The 18,942-nt window shown below is 42.5% G+C and carries 23 protein-coding genes and 2 pseudogenes; 6 read left to right on the top strand and 19 right to left on the bottom strand.

The features are described 5' to 3' along the window. Position 1: 1 nt before the first annotated feature. Together holA and FB592_RS13595 are read right to left on the bottom strand one after the other, a co-directional pair. Positions 2 to 1,045, bottom strand: coding sequence for a DNA polymerase III subunit delta (gene holA, locus FB592_RS13600; RefSeq protein WP_141949661.1), 1,044 nt, complete (start codon positions 1,043 to 1,045; stop codon positions 2 to 4). Positions 1,046 to 1,084: 39 nt separating this feature from the next. Then, a complete protein-coding gene (locus tag FB592_RS13595) occupies positions 1,085 to 1,234 on the bottom strand; it encodes a hypothetical protein (protein WP_003229985.1) in 150 nt (49 codons plus the stop codon). Positions 1,235 to 1,274: 40 nt separating this feature from the next. Here FB592_RS13595 and FB592_RS13590 point away from each other — a divergent pair, with 40 nt between their 5' ends. After that, positions 1,275 to 1,409 carry a YqzM family protein gene (locus FB592_RS13590; RefSeq protein ID WP_003229983.1) on the top strand — a complete coding sequence of 45 codons (135 nt, stop codon included), beginning with the start codon at positions 1,275 to 1,277 and terminating at the stop codon, positions 1,407 to 1,409. 39 nt (positions 1,410 to 1,448) lie between these two features. Here the strand turns inward: FB592_RS13590 and FB592_RS13585 are convergent, their stop codons facing one another. The 3 genes from FB592_RS13585 to comEA form a co-directional block, all read right to left on the bottom strand. Next, positions 1,449 to 3,779, bottom strand: coding sequence for a DNA internalization-related competence protein ComEC/Rec2 (locus tag FB592_RS13585; RefSeq protein WP_141949659.1), 2,331 nt, complete (start codon positions 3,777 to 3,779; stop codon positions 1,449 to 1,451). Positions 3,780 to 3,782: 3 nt separating this feature from the next. Continuing rightward, a complete protein-coding gene (locus FB592_RS13580; protein WP_072174291.1) occupies positions 3,783 to 4,352 on the bottom strand; it encodes a ComE operon protein 2 in 570 nt (189 codons plus the stop codon). A gap of 66 nt (positions 4,353 to 4,418) precedes the next feature. Further along, positions 4,419 to 5,036: a competence protein ComEA gene (comEA, locus tag FB592_RS13575; RefSeq protein ID WP_141949657.1), complete on the bottom strand. Its 618-nt coding sequence runs from the start codon at positions 5,034 to 5,036 to the stop codon at positions 4,419 to 4,421. 83 nt (positions 5,037 to 5,119) lie between these two features. Here comEA and comER point away from each other — a divergent pair, with 83 nt between their 5' ends. Continuing rightward, a complete protein-coding gene (gene comER, locus FB592_RS13570; RefSeq protein ID WP_014477389.1) occupies positions 5,120 to 5,941 on the top strand; it encodes a late competence protein ComER in 822 nt (273 codons plus the stop codon). A 65-nt stretch (positions 5,942 to 6,006) separates the two neighbouring features. On the opposite strand, the gene FB592_RS13565 is transcribed toward comER, so the two are convergent. The 8 genes from FB592_RS13565 to FB592_RS13530 are packed head-to-tail and all read right to left on the bottom strand — an operon-like array spanning position 6,007 to position 11,018. After that, positions 6,007 to 6,750 carry a class I SAM-dependent DNA methyltransferase gene (locus tag FB592_RS13565; RefSeq protein ID WP_072174289.1) on the bottom strand — a complete coding sequence of 248 codons (744 nt, stop codon included), beginning with the start codon at positions 6,748 to 6,750 and terminating at the stop codon, positions 6,007 to 6,009. Then, positions 6,747 to 7,103: a ribosome silencing factor gene (gene rsfS, locus FB592_RS13560; RefSeq protein WP_014477391.1), complete on the bottom strand. Its 357-nt coding sequence runs from the start codon at positions 7,101 to 7,103 to the stop codon at positions 6,747 to 6,749. Before rsfS ends, FB592_RS13565 begins: the two co-directional genes overlap by 4 nt. Before the next feature lie 17 nt (positions 7,104 to 7,120). Then, positions 7,121 to 7,681 carry a bis(5'-nucleosyl)-tetraphosphatase (symmetrical) YqeK gene (gene yqeK, locus FB592_RS13555; RefSeq protein WP_141949655.1) on the bottom strand — a complete coding sequence of 187 codons (561 nt, stop codon included), beginning with the start codon at positions 7,679 to 7,681 and terminating at the stop codon, positions 7,121 to 7,123. Continuing rightward, a complete protein-coding gene (locus FB592_RS13550) occupies positions 7,671 to 8,240 on the bottom strand; it encodes a nicotinate-nucleotide adenylyltransferase (RefSeq protein WP_004398676.1) in 570 nt (189 codons plus the stop codon). The genes yqeK and FB592_RS13550 overlap by 11 nt, the downstream gene beginning before the upstream one ends. An 11-nt stretch (positions 8,241 to 8,251) precedes the next feature. Further along, a complete protein-coding gene (yhbY, locus tag FB592_RS13545) occupies positions 8,252 to 8,542 on the bottom strand; it encodes a ribosome assembly RNA-binding protein YhbY (RefSeq protein ID WP_003226133.1) in 291 nt (96 codons plus the stop codon). After that, complete coding sequence (gene aroE / locus FB592_RS13540) at positions 8,536 to 9,378, bottom strand: shikimate dehydrogenase (RefSeq protein WP_141949653.1); 843 nt, start codon at positions 9,376 to 9,378, stop codon at positions 8,536 to 8,538. Before aroE ends, yhbY begins: the two co-directional genes overlap by 7 nt. A 17-nt stretch (positions 9,379 to 9,395) precedes the next feature. Further along, positions 9,396 to 10,496 (bottom strand): ribosome biogenesis GTPase YqeH, encoded by a 1,101-nt coding sequence (yqeH, locus tag FB592_RS13535; protein ID WP_003229966.1) that lies wholly within the window; start codon positions 10,494 to 10,496, stop codon positions 9,396 to 9,398. Between the two features lie 3 nt (positions 10,497 to 10,499). Continuing rightward, entirely contained in the window at positions 10,500 to 11,018 is a 519-nt protein-coding gene (locus FB592_RS13530; protein ID WP_003226126.1) for a YqeG family HAD IIIA-type phosphatase, read from the bottom strand. A 361-nt stretch (positions 11,019 to 11,379) separates the two neighbouring features. Between FB592_RS13530 and sda the strand changes: the two genes are divergently transcribed. Continuing rightward, positions 11,380 to 11,520, top strand: a complete 141-nt coding sequence (gene sda, locus FB592_RS13525) for a sporulation histidine kinase inhibitor Sda (protein ID WP_003226124.1) — start codon at positions 11,380 to 11,382, stop codon at positions 11,518 to 11,520. Between the two features lie 305 nt (positions 11,521 to 11,825). On the opposite strand, the gene FB592_RS13520 is transcribed toward sda, so the two are convergent. Both FB592_RS13520 and cwlH read right to left on the bottom strand, forming a co-directional pair. Next, entirely contained in the window at positions 11,826 to 12,557 is a 732-nt protein-coding gene (locus FB592_RS13520; protein WP_003229964.1) for an SGNH/GDSL hydrolase family protein, read from the bottom strand. Positions 12,558 to 12,808: 251 nt separating this feature from the next. Next, on the bottom strand, positions 12,809 to 13,561 hold the full coding sequence (gene cwlH / locus FB592_RS13515) for an N-acetylmuramoyl-L-alanine amidase CwlH (protein ID WP_141949650.1): 753 nt from the start codon (positions 13,559 to 13,561) through the stop codon (positions 12,809 to 12,811). Between the two features lie 186 nt (positions 13,562 to 13,747). On the opposite strand from cwlH, the gene FB592_RS13510 reads away from it, so the two are divergent. Further along, on the top strand, positions 13,748 to 14,374 hold the full coding sequence (locus FB592_RS13510; RefSeq protein ID WP_141949648.1) for a TVP38/TMEM64 family protein: 627 nt from the start codon (positions 13,748 to 13,750) through the stop codon (positions 14,372 to 14,374). Positions 14,375 to 14,393: 19 nt separating this feature from the next. On the opposite strand, the gene gnd is transcribed toward FB592_RS13510, so the two are convergent. Further along, positions 14,394 to 15,287, bottom strand: coding sequence for a phosphogluconate dehydrogenase (NAD(+)-dependent, decarboxylating) (gnd, locus tag FB592_RS13505; RefSeq protein WP_141949646.1), 894 nt, complete (start codon positions 15,285 to 15,287; stop codon positions 14,394 to 14,396). Positions 15,288 to 15,538: 251 nt separating this feature from the next. Here gnd and FB592_RS13500 point away from each other — a divergent pair, with 251 nt between their 5' ends. Beyond that, positions 15,539 to 16,261, top strand: a complete 723-nt coding sequence (locus FB592_RS13500; RefSeq protein ID WP_032726205.1) for a YqeB family protein — start codon at positions 15,539 to 15,541, stop codon at positions 16,259 to 16,261. 32 nt (positions 16,262 to 16,293) lie between these two features. Here the strand turns inward: FB592_RS13500 and nucB are convergent, their stop codons facing one another. Next, a complete protein-coding gene (gene nucB, locus FB592_RS13495; protein WP_009967785.1) occupies positions 16,294 to 16,704 on the bottom strand; it encodes a sporulation-specific Dnase NucB in 411 nt (136 codons plus the stop codon). A 195-nt stretch (positions 16,705 to 16,899) separates the two neighbouring features. Between nucB and FB592_RS13490 the strand changes: the two are divergent. Continuing rightward, a pseudogene (locus FB592_RS13490) lies at positions 16,900 to 17,250 on the top strand (sigma-70 family RNA polymerase sigma factor); the annotation flags it as partial. Positions 17,251 to 17,277: 27 nt separating this feature from the next. Here the strand turns inward: FB592_RS13490 and spoIVCA are convergent. Then, complete coding sequence (spoIVCA, locus tag FB592_RS13485; RefSeq protein ID WP_260438898.1) at positions 17,278 to 18,738, bottom strand: site-specific DNA recombinase SpoIVCA; 1,461 nt, start codon at positions 18,736 to 18,738, stop codon at positions 17,278 to 17,280. After that, positions 18,696 to 18,874, bottom strand: a pseudogene (locus FB592_RS21150) (hypothetical protein). Before FB592_RS21150 ends, spoIVCA begins: the two are co-directional and overlap by 43 nt. Positions 18,875 to 18,942: the final 68 nt, after the last annotated feature.

Below are 18,942 nucleotides of genomic sequence, written 5' to 3'. Positions count from 1 at the left end.
CTCAATAATGGGGATCGTTTTTTTCATTTCTTTTTAACAGCTGTAAAAGGAACAGTTCGAGCAGAAGCTGCTTGTCCTTTTTCCCGGTTTTCATCTCATAGTCCATGACGGCAAGCTGTTCAATAATTGAATGGAGCTCCTCCTCTGAAAAAAGCCTTGCTTGATCCATCGCCAGCTTTACCCGAAATGGGTGAACTTTTAGATTAGAAGCGATTTGTTTTTGTCCGTATCCCTGTTCCGCGAAGTACTTTGTCTGCAGAATCAGCCGGAACTGGTTCGAAATAAGCGCCATAATTTTAATCGGTTCTTCATTTTGTTTAAGCAAATCATAAAAAATTTGCAGACTCTCAGTTCGTTTTCGGTTGACGATTTTATTGATCAGCTCAAAAATATTTTGTTCAAGGCTTCTAGCAACAAGCATTTTCACATCATCCAGCGTAATTTCTTCACGATCTCCAATAAACGTGCAGAGCTTTTGAATCTCCTGAAAAATCGATGACAGATGTCCATTCACAAGCAGAACCAAATGCTCCGCCGCTTCCGTGCCGATTGTTTTCTGCTCTGTTTTTGCAAGGTTGACAGTAAAGTCCGTCGTTTCCTTTGCGTTTAATTCCTTCGCCTCCATCATAAACGCGTGCTTCTTTAACGCTTTCGTCAGCTTTTTCCGCTCATCAAGCTTTTCATACGGAGCAAGCAGGACAAAGACTGTGTAAGGCGCAGGTGATTGTATATATGATTCAAGCGCACTGACGTTGTGCTCAATTTTTTCTTTTTTCTTTTCACCTGTTAAAAAATATGGATTTTTCACAATGACAAGACGCCGCTCTCCCATAAACGGAAACGTTTCAGCATCTGCAATCGCTTGATCCAGCGGGTCCTCTTCCAGATCAAAAACGGATAGATTGAAATCCTTTGTCTCCTGATCAACGACCGTCTGTCTGATCCTGCTGACGGTTTCTTGCAGCAGATATGTCTCTTTTCCGTATAAACAATAAACTGGATGGACATCTCCTTTTTTCAGGCTTTTCCACACATCAAATACCATTGTTGTACGACTTCCTCTCTTTCATCATCCCCTTCTATCCTAAATTGAGTTTGCAAAATAGTAAAGAGGAAGCCTGACTGCTGCTTCCCCATTTATATTAAACGCCTGTTCGCAAGCCCCCGGGACAGCTTGTAAAAAGGCGATAATCACCAGAACAGAAAACGTTACCTTAGCTTCTAGATTTTTCAAAACAATTCCATTATACTTAAGTCAGTCAGGAGGGATAAAGTTGAATGATTTTGAAAAAAACGTTCAAAGCAAACGAAATGATGCTGTAGATTCAGCTGTTGGTTTTGTTGTGTCCTTCGGATTTTTCGCCTTCTTGTTTGTCATGGCAACGGTTATTCACCTAGTTGGTTCATAACAGCGACTGCCCGGGCTGCTGATTTCTCGGCAGTCTTTTTTAGTTCGTCTCTGTTATATCTGATGTATCATATGGAGGATAGACAGAAAAGGTTCCAACTCTGTTTTTGTATCTATATTGGATCGTTCCGTTTTGATCTGTTCGCAGCACGCGGATAGAATGTCTCTGTAATAGTTGCAGAACTTCTTGATGAGGATGATGGTACCGATTGTTTTTCCCGGCTGAGATAATGGCCGTTTTCGGCTGAAGCTGTTTGATGAATTCTTCACCGGTAGAGCCTTTGCTCCCATGGTGCCCCACCTTTAACACATCTGCTTTTATATTCGGAAACACGTTCATCACCTCTTGTTCCCCTTCTTTCTCCAGATCACCCGTCAAGATCCAGCTCATATCGCCCGTCTCCATCCAAAGAACGAGAGATGAATTATTTTGGCTTGCCGGATCAGGTGCTTCAGGTGACAGTACATGGAACTGCAAATCCTTTATTTGCAATACATCGCCTCGCTTCACCTCTTCAATTGTCACTCCCTCTTCTCTGGCTGTCTGCAGCACTTTCTCATCTTTAGGTTCAGAAACGAACCCTTTCGGAATCACGAGGCGCTTTACTTTATGATGCTTCAGCAGAATCTCCGCCTCTCCGATATGATCTTGGTCAGCGTGCGTCAGAATTAAAGCGTCAAGCTGCTTGATTCCCTTAGCAGTTAAAAACGGAATCAGCACCTTTTCCCCCAGTGAAAACGGATGCTGTTTTTCGCGCCAAGGCTCTGACGAGTAAGACAAAGTGCCGCCGGTATCAATTAAGACACGACCCCGCTGATGCGGAGCACCTACAAACATGCTGTCACCCTGTCCAATATCTATCATATCCACTTCTCCTTCGGAACTAAGACACGGATATATAAAGAGCAGAAACATCACCGTGCAGCAAATGCCTCCGGTTACCATCAACTGCGACAAGGAGCGTTTTTCAATCGCCATAAGCAATAGGATGATCGTGACCGTGAATAAAAAAAGCAAAACAGGTGCAGGATGTGCGATCATAATCGTGAACACTTCAACATCTGCAATGTTTGTGATTAGCCTATTGGTCCAGCTTATCAATAAATCAAACCAGCTGAAAAACAATCTCCCAAACGAAGCGGAAAGACTTAATAGAAGAACACCTGCTACAGCTCCCGGCAAAATACAGAAGGTATAAAATGGTACCATCAACATATTCATCGGTACGCTGATGATAGAAAACTGATGAAAATGATATAGGAGAATCGGAAGCGAGCCCAGCTGAGCGATGAGTGATACAATTGTCAGCTGCCCCAAGGAGGTTTTAACCTGATGAAAAATAGAAGAGGATAGAATTAAAGAAAAACTGACGGCGAACGATAGCTGAAAACCGGCTTCAAAGAGATGATAAGGATTGAAGAGCAGAAGGACGATGTATGAAAGACAAATTGCAGTTGCAGAGTGGACACGCCATTTGACAAGGCTTCCAGCTAAGTAAACACCCGACATGAGAGCGGCGCGTAGCACTGAAGGAGCAGCGCCGGTCAACATCACATAGAGCGGCAGAAATAACAGCAACAGAATTGACGCCTTTTCTCTAGTTATACCAAGACGGATTATGATATAAAACAAACCTGCTGTCAAAATCCCCACGTGGAGTCCTGATATCGCCAAGAGATGGACAACACCAAGCTTTTGATACGCGGTAAGCACTTCGTCCTCCACATAAAATCTGTCACCGACTGTAAGTGCCTGTACAATTCCTGCCGAATCAGGAGGCAGAAGGCTGTTTGTGAATGATATGATATGTTTTCTCAAGCTGAGCACCTTGTACTTAAAATTTTCAGGTTCGCTGCAGTTTTGGATAGACGTGACAGAGTAGTTCCAATGAATATGCTGCCGATAAAGATACTCGTTATAATCAAATGCACCCGGCACAGTTGCGTGATTCGGTTCTTCCAATGTACCAGTCAACTCACATGACATTCCTGGTTCTATGTATAACAGCTGTTCTTTTTCACCAGCAGACTGAATGCGATACGCAGCAGCCCATTTTTCCTTATCAGGTGTCTTAACCATCATAGACATACGGTCGCCGTCAATTTTGGGAATAGTGTCAATCACTGCCTTGAATTGATAGGTTCCCTGCCGATAGGAAGAGACATTCTGAGAATCTGTGACTGCATACAGTACAAAAAACAATATAAAAGAGAAGAAACAAACAATAATAAGAAAAGCGTGCCTCGTTTTGATTAACATGATGAGGAGAAAGAGGATGAAAAGAAAAATAGCGGGGAAATAAGCGGCGGCAGTAATTCCAACCGTTGCCGAAGCTGCCGCCATAGGCAATAACAAACGCGAATTACGCATTCATCACACGTAGCTCGTGAAAAGTATATTCGCCTGTTCATGTATCTTTTTCAATTCTTCCTCCGCTAAACCGGCATCGGCCAATTTCCCTATAAGACCCGCTACAAATGAAAGCTTTTCTCTGTTTTTCAGATCAACGATCATTTCATCGAGTTCAACCTGTTCAACAGTTACACCCGCCTGTTCAAATAATTCCTGCGCATACGGATGTGTTTTGTAATCCTCAGCATAATAAACCGTTTTGATACCAGCTTGAATAATAGATTTGCAGCATTGAATGCACGGATAATGCGTCACATAAATCTCCGCTCCATCAGTCGGCACCCCAAACTTAGAGCATTGAAGAATCGCATTCATTTCAGCGTGAATCGTTCTTGCGCAATGATCATCTATCATTAAGCATCCTTCATCTGCACAATGTACACCGCCCGCGATTGACCCGTTGTAGCCTCCTGCTATCATGCGTTTGTCTCTGACTATAGTAGCGCCGACAGATAATCTCGGACATGTGCTGCGCAGCGCCAATAAATGGCTTTGAGCCATAAAGTATTGATTCCATGAAATTCGTTCCACGTTGTTCCCTCCAAATGTTGTGTTGCCTGACCTATAGTTTACCTATCATAATGCATGACCGTCAAATCACTTTACTGTAATGGAAGACTTTATTTTCTCAAATGACTTTTCACCTATTCCTGAAACCTTAGTGATTTCTTCAATTGTTTGGAAACGCCCGTTTTCTTCCCGGTATGCAATAATAGCTTCAGCTTTGGATGGCCCCACCCCTGAGATGCCTTGTAACTCCTCTAAGGTTGCTGTATTGATATTCACCAGCGCTCCCTTCCCTCCATCGCTTTGGACAGACCCTCCGTCGCCTTGCTGTACTGCTGTTTCCTCTCCCTTTTTCGGGATGTACACCACTGTCCCGTCCTGCAGAATCTCCGCCAAATTTACTTGCGCTTCGTCTGCTTGTTCTTTGGTCCCGCCTGCTTTCTCAATTGCCTGAGATACTCTGTCCCCTGTACGCATTTCATAAACGCCTGGATGCTGAACAGCACCTTTGATGTCTATCACAATTGTTTCGCTTGACTCGTCGTTGTTTGCTTCCTGCTTTACCACTGTATTTTCTGCCTCTGTTGGTACAGCTTGCTTCACCGGCTCTTTATTTTTCCCTGTGGCCAGAAAGATCATAATCGCTGTGAAAACAGCCGCAGAAGCCGCTAAAACAATTGCTTTCTTATGCTGATTCAACCAATTCATCGTGCATGTTCCCCGCTTTCGTCATATTTTATTTTCATAACACATATGGTTTAGAGGATAATAGCTCAAAGGAGGGGAAACCATTGAAGATAGGCTTTATCGGCACAGGAAATATGGGTACGATCCTTATCGAATCATTTATTGAATCAAAAGCGGCCGATCCCTCAAACATGACAATCACAAACCGCACAATTGAAAAAGCGTTGCACATAAAAAACCGCTACAACAGCATCAACGTTACCGAAAGTCTCGAAAAGCTCGTTTCTGAAAACGAGATGATTTTTATTTGTGTTAAGCCGCTGGATATATATCCTTTACTGGCAAGAGCGCTACCTTATTTAAGAAAAGATCATATTCTCATTTCAATTACAAGCCCCGTTCAAACCGAACAGCTCGAACAATATGTGCCGTGTCAAGTGGCGCGAGTGATCCCAAGTATTACGAACAGAGCGCTGGCAGGTGTTTCTCTCGTCACGTTCGGCACAAGCTGCGGCGAATCTGCAAAAGCGAAAATCAATGAGCTGATGCAGCATATCTCTCATCCGCTGCAAATTGAAAGTGACATCACAAGGGTTGCATCAGACATCGTAAGCTGCGGCCCCGCTTTTATGAGCTATCTGATTCAGCGGTTTATAGATGCAGCTGTCACGGAAACATCAGTATCTAAACAGGACGCGATTTTGATGTGTAAGGAAATGCTTGTCGGAATGGGAAAACTGTTAGAAACCGAATTGTATACCCTGCCTGCATTACAGGAAAAGGTTTGCGTTAAAGGCGGTGTAACAGGAGAAGGCATTAAAGCGCTGGAAAGCGGTGTGCAGGATATGTTTCACCGGGTATTTCAAAATACTCATATGAAGTACGAGGAGGATATTTCTGCAGTGAAAAAGCAGTTTCATGTGTAGACGAGTATGTCATATTTTCGTCTGTACTGCAAAAGCATAAAAAAGCATTTTAAAAAACCATCGTTTTAAGAAACGATGGTTTTTGATTTCTGCGCCTTGAAAAAGAGGCGTTCTGATTGTGCTGATGGCTCGGTATCCGTAAAATCAGCTGTCACGCGATGGAGCTGAAAGCCGCAGCTCTTAAGCATTTCTTCGTATTCTTCCACCGGGAACGTTCTTTGCTCGTGTGTCTCATCAAAACGATCATACGCTTCTCCGTTCCACACAAAAAACGACATATCATGAATGACAGAAAGCTCGTCACTTCCGGCAAAGCTCTGCCAAATATAGCTGATATCTTCGTCCTGGTCAGCAAATGTGCTATCCGGAAAGACTTCCGCAATTTTAAAAGATGAATGAACATCAAACAGCAGAATGCCTTCAGGCTTTAATACCCGAAAAACACTGTTAAAGGTTTCGATCACATCATTTTTTGTTTTTAAATAATTTAATGAGTCACAGCATATCACAACAGCGTCAAACTGACCGTCAAAGCCGGTAATCTCTCTCATATCCTGCTGAAGAAATAAAATAGGCTGGCTACTCGATACCTTTTGCTGGGCGAAAGAAAGCATCTCTTCGCTGAGATCGATGCCTGTAACCTCGAAGCCTTTTTCGGCAAGCCGGATGGAGATTTCCCCCGTGCCGCATGCCAGATCGAGAATACGGCCTTTTTCCGGGAGAGATGCTTCAATCCATTTTGTCCATTGATCGTAAGGCGCGTGTGACATTAACTCGTCATACACGCTTGCAAAGCCTTGATAAATCATTGATTCATTCCAAAGTCAAGATCTGCGAGCGGAGCGTCTCCCCACAGCTTTTCAAGGTTGTAGTAGCTTCTTTCATCCTTGTGGAAGACATGGACAATTACATCGCCTAGATCAACGAGAACCCATCTTGCTTCATCAAAGCCTTCCATCTTTTTGACTTGAATGCCGTTTTCATCAGCTTGATCCTTGATTTCACGGGCAATCGCCTGTACCTGTTTATCTGAATTTCCGTGACAGATCAGAAAATAATCAGCAACCAGAGAAATACCTTCCATATCCAGTGCTAAAATATCCTCTGCCCGTTTATCGTCGCAAGCCGCAGCTGCGATCTTTAAAATGGACTTTTGGTTCATTCACAAATTCCTCCTGTTCAGCTGCCAGACACAAGCCAGTTATATGTTAAAAATGTGTCTGGAAAAACCGGTTGATTTTTTTTCATAAGAAAAACCATTGTATTTTTAATGGACTGAATCAGCGCTTGATTCAAATCTGTCTCAGCAAGATTACGCACCTCATCGACACCGGGAAATGCCCGATTTGGCTCAATGTAATCGGCAACGTAAATGACTTTTTCTAAAAGTGTCATGCCGGGGCGCCCTGAGGTATGATACCTAATGGCGTCAAGAATGTCTTCATCTTGAACCCCTGCCTCTCTTTGGACCAAATAAGCGCCGACCGGAGCGTGCCAGAGCTCCGGATTATGATCCAATAAATGCGCAGGCATTTTTTCTCGCGCAATAATTTGTTTCATTTCTTCTTTCGGGCGGAATTTGGCGTAATCATGAAAGATTGCCGCTGTTTCCGCTTTTTTAGAATCGGCTCCAAAACGCTCCGCAAGTTCGATCGCCGTGTTCATCACGCCAACCGTATGGATATATCGGTGTTCGGTCAATTGCTGCTTCACGCATGCAAGTGCCTCCTCACGATTCATATAAACCATTCTCCTCTACATACTTCTTCACTTTATCAGGGATTAAGTAGTCAGTGGGCTTCTTGCTTTTAAACCGTTCCCTTATCATAGTTGATGATACCTCAAATTCCGGAACGTCTGCAAAGAGAAGCGGATAAGGGGTTTCAACATGAAAACCGGGGCGCTTTACTCCAATAAATTGAATGAGGTTCAGCAGCTCGTCCAGCTTATACCATTTCGGCAAATATTCAATCATATCAGCGCCGATAATAAAGAACAGCTGATCATTTGGATAACGCTGCTTCAGTAAAGAAACGGTATCAAAGGTATATGACGGTCCTTCTCTTTCCATTTCAACAAGCTCCAGCTTAAAGGACGGATTAGATTGAATTGCAAGCTTTAGCATTTCCACGCGATGAAAGCTGTCGGTATAGTCTTCGTTCTGTTTATGCGGCGGAATTTGATTAGGCATAAACCAAATTTCATCAAGCCCCGCCTGGTACAGCACCTCATTCGCCATTAAGAGGTGACCATTATGCGGAGGGTCAAACGTGCCTCCGAAAATTCCGATTTTCTTCATTTCAACCACCTTTAAGGAAGCTCGATTTGTTTATTTTCCTTTGATTCCTTATATAACACAATCGTATTGCCGATTGTCTGCACCAATTGAGAGCGGCTTCCTTTTACAAGAGCTTCCGCTACATCGTTTTTATCCTCTTCGCAATTCTGAAGCACGCTGACTTTAATCAGCTCTCTCGCTTCAAGCGCCTCAGCAATTTGTTTAATCATGTTGTCGTTTACTCCGCCTTTACCTACTTGAAAAATCGGCGTTAAATGATGCGCTTTAGAACGCAAAAAACGTTTTTGTTTACCTGTTAACATTCTGTTCCTCCTAATTTTCCTATTACAATGGATCTCATTTTTTCAATATCAGGCTCTTGTCCAGTCCACAATTGGAAAGACAATGCTGCCTGTTCAACAAACATGCCCACACCGTCGAGTGTTTTCAAGCCTTTTTGGCTTGCTTCCTTTAAAAGGGCCGTCTGTATTGGATTATACACGATATCACATACGACGGCACTGCTCGCGGCACGCTGTAATGAAAGCGGCACATCATCCACGTTCGGATACATGCCCACAGACGTTGTATGGATGATAACATCATACTGCTCAAGACGTTCTTCTGCTTCTTTTATGCTTAATACTTCTTTATTGTGAAACGAGGGAGTAGCTTCTGTAAGCCGCTTTGCTTTTTCTAACGTCCGGTTGCAAATGTCAAATTTTTTCGGGGTATTTCGGACAATTGTTGTAAAAATGGCTCTCGCCGCTCCGCCAGCGCCGATCATTAAGAATGACAGTTCAGAGATGGGCTTGTCTAATACCTTCATTAATGACTTCACGAAGCCTTCCCCATCGGTATTGTATCCGACAAGCTTATCTCCCTCTATTCTGACCGTGTTTACGGCACCGATCACTTTTGCACTCTCATCAATATGATCCAGATAATCCATAATGGAAACCTTGTGCGGAACAGTCACATTGATTCCTTGTACGCCTAGAGCTCTTATTCCTTTTACCGCATCCTCCAGATCATCCTCTTCTACCTTGAAGGCATGATAATGTCCGTCAAGCCCGAGGTCTTTCAATGATGCGTTATGAATATCAGGTGACATAGAATGGCCAATCGGATTTCCGATAACCCCGTACAGCTTTTTCATACTCCTCTCCCCTTTTCTTAAATTAATGAACGCCGAACAAATACATGAACGCCTTTTGGCGCGTATGCAGTTACCTTTTTATCGGCGTCATGGACAGTAACCCAGCCTAACCCAGAGAAAACGATATCTGTCTTTTTGTCTTTTATCGTAAACGTATGGGCGACCAATTCCGGAAACTCATCCATTTCATCTTTACCCGGAGGTGTGAGCAATTCCCCTGCATGCTTTTCATAAAGCGCGTCTGCATTTTCAAGTTTTGTTCTATGAATCATCAGCTCATTCGGCATATAGCAAATAAAAGGAGATCTTTCCCCAGACACATAATCAAACCTTGCAAGTCCGCCAAAATACAGTGTTTGCTGATCATTAAGCTGGAATGTGCGAGGCTTCAGCTCCTTTTTAGGAGATAATATTTTCAGATCCTTTTTATTGACATAATGCGCCATTTGATGGTTGTTGATAATTCCCGGTGTATCATAAAGCGATGAACCGTCATCCAGCGGGATTTCAATCGCATCAAGGGTTGTGCCAGGAAATTGGGATGTTGTAATAATATCTTCTTCACCTGACACTTCTTTAATAATCCGGTTAATAAAGGTTGACTTTCCTACATTTGTACATCCGACAACATAGACGTCTTTTCCGTTGCGGTAATGCTCAATCGCGTCAATTACTTCTCTTATTCCCTGGCCGCGTCCCGCACTGACCAAAAATACGTCAACCGGTTTTAAGCCAAGCTCTTTCGCTTCACGCTTCATCCATTGGATCAGACGCTCTCTTTTCAGTGACTTAGGCAAAATATCCGCTTTATTGCCAACTAATAAGATAGGGTTTCCCCCCACCAAGCGCTGCAGCCCATTAATCCAGCTGCCGTTAAAATCAAAAATATCAACAATTTTTACGACAAGAGAGTCCGTTTCTCCAATACCGTGAAGAATGTTCAAAAAATCATCATCAGTTAAGGAGACATCTTGTATTTCATTATAGTTTTTCAGTCTGAAGCAACGCTGGCAAATCACATTTTCTTTCGTAAGCGATGCAGGCGGCGCGTACCCCAAACCTGTTTTGTCCTCGGTTTGGATCGTAACTCCGCACCCGATACAAACAACCTTTTCCATTTCTTACTCCTCCCACTGAATGTGCCCTTTTCGTTTGAGAGCACTCAGTATTCTGCGTTCGACCTGGCGGTTAAAGCGCGTAATGAATCCGTCAGAGGAAGCGACTGGCACGACCAAAATCGTATGGTAGCCGTTTCGGTTTCCCCCGAGTACATCGGTCAGCAGCTGGTCTCCGATGACAACGCAGTCCTCTTTTTTCAGCTCCATATTGCGCACCGCTCTATTAAAGGCTTTACCCATCGGTTTTCTTGCTTTATAGATGAATGGGATTCCAAGCGGTTCTGAGAAAAGTTTCACTCTTCTTTCGTTATTATTAGAGACAATTGTCACTTTAATGCCGTGTTCCTTCATTTCTTCAAACCACTCGATCAATCGCGGCGTCGCATTCGGTCTGTCCCATTCAACAAGCGTATTATCCAGGTCAGTAATAATCCCTTTTACATTTCGTTCCTTTAATTTCTCAGGTGTAATATGAAAAATATTTTTTACAAACTCGTCAGGTAAAAAAAACTTTTTTAACAAAACCCGCACCCTTCCCTTTTTCTATCTTTCAAAATGATTGTCGAAAAAAATCGAACTTGCGCCTAAAGAAAAACTGAGCAAAAAAATTTCGACAAAAATTGGGTTTCTTCACCAGGTGTGGATAAATTTACACACACTATCCACTCTTATTACATCACTCTTTAGACAAATTATAAACACGATACTCACAAGTTATCCACTTTTTGGTGTGGATAACAGAACGATTGTTCTTATATGCATTTCATGGTAGATTAAAGATAACTTCAACCTCAGATGAACGCAACTTATCATTGTATGCGTTAAAATCATGAATGATTCCAACTTTTAAGGAGGTGCCTCTCCCATTAATTGGGTTCCTAGCATGAGAAAACTGTCTGATGAATTACTAATAGAATCTTATTTCAAAGCCACCGAAATGAATTTAAACCGTGACTTTATCGAGTTAATTGAAAACGAAATAAAAAGAAGATCGCTCGGACATATTATTTCCGTATCTTCTTAATAGGAATTTGTCTATTTTTTCCGGGCGTATTTCCTTTTTTTACTCAGATGACTGATATTATATCACTTTGGCTGCGCGCTTTACTACTATTTTCAGCAAAAAACACCCCTAAAAAGAGGTGTTTTAAAGGGCCGGTTATTATGCTAACCAGTATATCCCGCCCACAACCAGGAGAACAACAACTAAAACAACAATAAAAGCGTATCCATATGCTCTGCCTGCGCCATACATGTGAAGCGCCTCCTTAATAAGGTTTTATAACAGCCTATGTAGGAGAAATAAATCGGACTAGGCGGTTGTCCGGCTCAACGCTGCAGGATCTGCCCATCTTGTATTCCTTCATATACGATCCTTGCCCCTTTAGGTGTCATATGATTTCCAGAAGGATCTATTAAACCAGATTGGATAAGCGCTTCATCAGTTGCTTTTCCGCCGTCTGCTTCTATAAAATGCTTCCAGTTATCTACAAGAGGGACATCCAGGCGCTTCGACACATCTCTTGTAATATCGTTATATGAGTTGTGCCATTTCCTTGCTCCGCCTTTTGGTTCAAAAGCAGCTGCTTGGTATCTGGAATAGTAAAACAGATGATGCTTCCCATTACCTTCTATAATTGGGATACACGTCATTAAGATAGGCTTGATCCCGTGTTTTCTGCTTTCTTCAATAAAATAAACCAGATTTTCTCTAAAACGCTGCTTCGACACTCTCGGTTTCCCTTCAGTCAGTATGGCAGCGTCATTGGTGCCGAACATAATAAACAAATACTTCGGTTTTTGATCCAGCACATCTGTCTGAAATCGGAGACGGGCATCCTCTGTCGTCTGTCCGCCGATTCCCGCATTGAGTATATCAAGGTTACCGCGCTCAGCTGTTTTTAATATATTGACCCACTGCTGTGCTTTTGGATAATCGCGATAATCCCAATTTGAGCCACGCGTATTACTGTCACCAAATGCTACAACGTCTTCGTATCCCCTTCCCTCGCATCCTGCTGTAACGAACAGCAGAAGGAAAAGGATGATAAAATGTTTCATCTTTACACCCCCAAAAGCCTCACTTTAATGTTATACCTCTGTTTCTCTTCGTTCAATGAAGAGTTTTTCGCTATCACTGTTTTTTCCTATAGTTAACGTGTCCCCCTCAGTGAATATCATTCTGCTTTCATTGCGGCGCAGCTGATGATTTTTTAAAATTCCCTTCTTTCCAATCTGAAAAACACACAAACCAAAGAAAAGAAAATAACCTGAATCCGCACTGGAAACAGGTTATCCGTTAAATCCTGCATTTACTTTAACTTCGATTTAAGCTTGGCCTTTGTTTTTGGCCCATAAATCCCGTCTGCAGTTAATCCGTTCATGAGTTGAAAACGCTTGACGGCATTCGCTGTTTTCGGTCCGTAAACTCCATCTATGCCATTGTTTTTGGCTCCCTTATCAGGGTAAAAGTGAAGTGCAGCTAAAGCCTTTTGCAGCTGGAGAATGTTTGTGCCCTTTCGATAAGGCGAAGTGAGCTTTATAACCCCAGACGGCAGAGGATATGATGGTGAAGTTTCTTTTGGAGGTGTATCCGAGGAAGAAATTCCGTTTAGAAAAGAGTTCCAGTGGTCCAAGAGTTTCCGCGGACATTCTTTCCCGGACCATTTTTTGTGGGGAACAACACGATTTAACGGAATATTGTTTTCCTTCATCAGCTTTCTGATCAGCCACTGGGCATTTGATGTTGCTTTTTCAAAATCGCCGTCAGCATTTTCACAGATTTCAATCCCGATCGATTTGCGGTTTCCTGTCCCGTTTGTACCGTCTCCCGCATGCCAGCCGTTTTCATCTATCGGGAGATGCTGATAAATGACTGAATCGTCAACTGTAAAATGCCAGCTTTCGGATGTGTTCGGGTTTTTCACAAAATTGGAGTGCATTTTCGCATCAGCGCCTTTTGCTGTATTCGCTGTATTATGCACCGTAATATAAGCAGGCGTCATCGCATAGCCAGGACGATTATCATTTGATACCGGTATAAAATCCTTTTTTATGGTTACCATTTCTATCCCTCCCTATTATTAAGAATGCAGAAAACAGAGAGATGGACAGCCTTTTTTATGAAGTAAAAAAGAATTGTGTTCTCAACCTGGTTTTCAGTTGAACCGCTGAAATGGCACCAGTTATACTAATTTAGATGACGGAGGTTTTGGCTCCTGACATCACCTAAGTTGGGAGTGACCATAGACATGTTAAAAAAAGTAATAGGTATACTTGTGATTATCGCTATCATTGCAGTCGGTTTTTTTCAGAAAGAAGCTTGGCTTGATGCAATCAAAGCAGGAGGGATGTTTTCCGTTTTATTTAGTATGCTGCTGATTGCTGCCGATGTTTTTTTCCCAATAGTGCCGTTTGCTTTGGTTGCTGCTTTAAATGGCGCAGTGTTCGGGACTACAAATGGAATTTGGATTACACTGACCGGCTCAATGCTTGGTACTATATTGCTGTTTTTTCTCGCCAGGTACAGTTTTAGAGATTGGGCCAGAAAAAAAGTTCAGGCCTATCCTGCCATACAGAGCTACGAGGCTTCCTTCAACAAAAACGCTTTTACCGCTGTTTTATTAGGAAGGCTGATACCTGTCATACCTTCACTTGTAATGAACGTGATCTGCGGGCTGAGCCAAGTTCGCTGGCATGTTTTTTTCTTTGCGTCTTTAATAGGGAAAATCCCCAATATTGTTGTTGTCACTATTGCAGGTGCCAATTTCACCAGCAATAAATTATTGTCTATCAGCATTTACGGTACATATATTCTGATCATCATGGTGGTCATTTATAAAAAGTTCCCTCATCTTCTGAAGGTGCCAAAAAAATAAGGAGGCTTGTTTGGCCCCCTTACTTTTTTTCTGTCTCATGGCCTCCAAATTCATTTCGAAGCGCAGCGACCACCTTTCCTGTAAACGTATCGTCTGTTAAAGAACGGTATCTCATCATCAGTGACATGGCGATGACCGGAGTTGCCGTCTGCAGATCAAGCGCGGTTTCCACCGTCCATTTTCCTTCACCTGAGGAATGCATAATGCCCTTGATCTGATCCAGTTTCGCATCCTTAGAGAAAGCTCGCTCAGTCAGTCCCATAAGCCAAGAACGAATGACAGAACCATGATTCCACACTCTGGCAACCTTCTCATAGTCAAAATCAAATTGGCTGTTTTCAAGCACTTCAAATCCTTCACCAATCGCGGCCATCATTCCATACTCAATTCCATTATGGATCATTTTTAAAAAATGTCCGCTTCCCGCTTCACCAGCGTATAGATAACCATTTTCGACGGCGGTATCACGAAAAAGCGGTTCCACAATCTCCCATGCTTCATGGTCGCCCCCCACCATAAAACAGGCTCCAAGCCGTGCGCCTTCCATTCCGCCTGACGTTCCGGCATCGAGATAATGGATACCCGCTTCTTTCATTTGATTGTAGCGGCGAATTGATTCTTTATAATGAGAGTTTCCAGCTTCGATAATCATATCGCCTTTACTTAATAAAGGTGATACATCACGCAAAACAGCATCGACAATGCTATGCGGTACCATAACCCATAGGATACGCGGCGGGTCTAATAAAGAAATTAACTCTTTAAGATTCGTTGTCCCCTCAGCCCCGTATGCTTTCAGTTCATCAACAGCCGCTTGATTTACATCATATCCTACCGCTTGATGATTGCGGTCAATGAATTGCTTTCCTATGTTTATGCCCATTTTCCCTAAGCCGATTAATCCGATTTTCATATCTGTTCCTCCTGATTGTCTAAAAAGCCTTTACTCTTTATGTTCCCTTTGGATTGTATTGTGATACGCAGAAAACAAATGGGGCTTACATCGTCTGCGCATGTAAATTTTATTTTTCATGACCGACGGCGCCTGCCAGTTCTATTACTGAATCTCTTTATATCCATAATTATCGCTTTATCCTTGATTTACCATCAGTTTAAGTTAAAATATGGGAAGGAATTCGATTTTTTCAGTAAAAAGAAGGTGACATGTTGCAGAATCAATCTCATACTCTTATTGGAGTTACGAAAACCGCTGTATTCTTTTTATACGCTGCACTTGCAATCATCGGTTTTGCAATCGGGTATTTTATCCCGCAGATTGCGAAATGGGCATTATCCCTCCCCTGGATCCCTCTTGAAGGACCGCTTCGGCTCATTACCTCTTTTCAGGGATCTACAGCTGCATTTATCACTGCTCTTCTCGGTATGTGTGCGGGGATTTGGTTCGCTCATTCTGTTATTGCAATGCTGCTGTCTGTCAAAATTACAGATCACACAGTGGAATTCATCAAAGGAAAAAAAGTGCAAACAATTCATTCCGATGACATCGCTCTTGTATTTATGGATCACAAACGGCTTGTCCTCCTGGGAACAGCCGGATATGAATTGGTACGGGAAGAAATTGATGAAAAACCAGTAAACGTTGAGAAGGCCTTTAGACAGCATCATTACGAATGGGCAACAGATGGTGATCCGTTTAAAGATCAATTTCGCCGATGGATTCCTGATGCACCAGACCTATCGCAAGGCGCCCATGCCTTATTAAAAGCTCGTCATAAAGCGCTGCAGGACGAAGAAAAAGACGATATTGAAGAATTCCGTCTCGAACTGGCACAGCTGGGCATCGTTGTACGGGACGAAGGCACACGCCAATATTGGCGAAAAGCAGAAACCTATCCCCCGAAAATTCAGCACGGCGAAGGATTGTAACAACAGAGGCTCAAGAAAGAGCCTCTTCTTTACTACTGCACAATAAACAGCACTCTGGTACCGTCAGGATAGCTGCTCATTTGATTCCCTACCCACGAGCCGGCGCCGCGATTATCAGAAGGCGTCACATATCGGACATCAGCCCCTGCGCCGCCTTCCTCGCAGACCGCCATCGGCCACTCATCCCGGTCATAGCCCGGCTTGGTCGGGATTCCCTTTAAAGATTCCTCCCGCCTTTTGTCTGCTCCATCTCTGTCAATGGTACAAATATCTGGATGTCCCTCTGCAATTGCATCTCTAATATGACTGCCGGTTTCCGGATAACGAGACAGCGGAAAATATAACACTTTGTCATACGAAGATGCGCCTTGGATCTGTTGCGGAACCATTAAACAAAGAAGAACTGCTGCAGCAAGAAACAGGCCTGCCATCCATTTTTTCATTCCCATCCCCCCATACCTTTGTTCATTTCAATGTATGGGCGCTTGATAAAGATTATTTTTAACATTTGAAGTTAGTATGCTGCTTACAAAAGCCGGACTCCCCCGCGAGAAATTTCCCGGTACAGACACAGACAGCCTCCAGGTCACATACATTTACATATAGGCTTTTGCCTACATACTTTTGTGGAGGTGACGATGGTGACAGGTGTTTTCGCAGCGCTCGGCTTTGTTGTTAAAGAGCTTGTCTTTTTAGTATCTTACGTGAAAAACAATGCCTTTCCACAACCGCTCTCAAGCAGCGAAGAAAAAAAATACTTAGAGCTCATGGCTAAAGGGGATGAACATGCCAGAAACATGCTGATTGAGCATAATCTTCGCTTGGTCGCCCATATTGTGAAAAAGTTCGAAAATACAGGTGAGGATGCAGAGGACTTAATCTCCATCGGAACGATCGGGCTGATAAAAGGAATTGAAAGCTATTCCGCTGGTAAAGGGACAAAGCTGGCGACGTATGCTGCGAGGTGTATTGAAAATGAGATTGTAATTACAAAAGGGGGGTGCATACCCCCCTCTTTAATAAGTTTCAATATATACGGTGTCAGAATCCACAACGGTAACTTCTTTCACGATAAAGTTAACAATTGTTTTTTTATCTTCAAGAGTTAAGTTATCTGCACCGATTGATTGAAAATAGTCGATGGCTCTTTTTAGAGCATTTTCACTTGAGCTCGTATCATCCAGGACTTTCATTTTTGATTGAATTTCGCTACACTTTTCAGTAAGCTGGTTTTGCTTTTTTTGCAGCTCAATAATTTGCGCTTTGATTTCATCTATGTCTAAATCATCGTCATCGCTTAGGCTGATTAGCGTTAAAAGACGCTTGCGGCCTTTTTTTGTTTTCTCTATCTCTTTTTGAATAAGTTCTAATTCATCAGACAGGTGATTTGATTGTTCAATCTCTTTGAAAGAAGCATACTTTTGAGGATTTGTGATGAATTTAAAAATTTCACCCCATACATGCCGGTTCAATTTATTCTCAGACATTTCCTTTCCGCAGCCGCGGTCCTTTGCGCCAGAATAATTTTTCCGGCAAGTATATACATAGTAGTCTTTACCATGTGATTTTCTTTTCTTCCCTGTCATGGTATTTCCGCATTTCCCGCATCTAACCAAACCCGATAACAAGTAATTGTGAGGGCTAATACTTAAGTGTTTTCTTTTACTTTGACCTAAGAGTTCTTGAGCATAATCCCATTGTTCAGCTGGAACAATTGCTGGAATTGCCACAGTGATTTGCTCCTCTTCAGGCCTTATTTTGATTATAGATTTGTTCCCTGCCTGTTTTGAAACATAGGAACCCTCTGTATCATATTTATACTGTTTATGTTCACCCTTATAAGAAGAGTTCATTAATATCTGTCGAACAACCTGCCTGTGCCATACTTTGGCACCTTTTTTTGTTTTAACCCCCATCTGAGTTAAATGTAGAGCAATACCATTTACTCTGCCGAAAAAAGGGCTTTTATGATCGGTGAAATAGTTAAAAATCATCCTAATGATTTTTGCTTCCTCTTCAAAAATCTCAAGAGTTCTTTTCTCTTTAACAAATTTATAGCCATATAGTTTGGAATCTTTAATAATCATGCCTTTTTTCATTTTTTGAAGTCGGCCGCTTGATGTCCGTTCTTTGATTTTGGCTTTTTCAAATTCTGAGATTGCTCCACGCATTGCGAAAAATAATTGACCTTCTGGAGAATTGGCGTATTCACCATTTACAAATACCAAGGGGATATTTCGCTTTCGCAATTCGTCATCAATGATAAGCTGATTCATTAATTTCCGAGAAAGACGGTCAGGATCATAACAAATGACTTGACTTATAAGTCCCTTGCTTGCATCCTCCCTCAAGCGATTCAAAGCCGGACGTTCTAAAAGCTCCCCAGAAAATCCTTCATCGGCATACTTCAGCACATCCTTAGTCCCTGCTTTCTTTATACAGGCCTCGATCTGGCTGTCGATGCTCGATCCCTTGATCGCTTGTTCCTCGGTCGATACCCTTACATATATTGCTATCACCCTGGATCTCCTTCCTATAAAGTTTTATTAAATAATGATAGCAATCGTTAATGCATTTGTCAGCTTGCGGTCCCTCGATGATTATCACCTTCATAAAATGCATCACCCCTTGGGTAATGCTATGTAAAGGCGGTTTGTCCTAATGAAATCATTTTCAATGAG

Origin of the sequence: Bacillus sp. SJZ110, from assembly GCF_006715455.1 — a bacterium.
In the GTDB taxonomy this organism is placed as follows: domain Bacteria; phylum Bacillota; class Bacilli; order Bacillales; family Bacillaceae; genus Bacillus; species Bacillus subtilis.
Note: the sequence above shows the minus strand (reverse complement) of the source record. Positions and strands in the feature narration are given on the sequence as shown.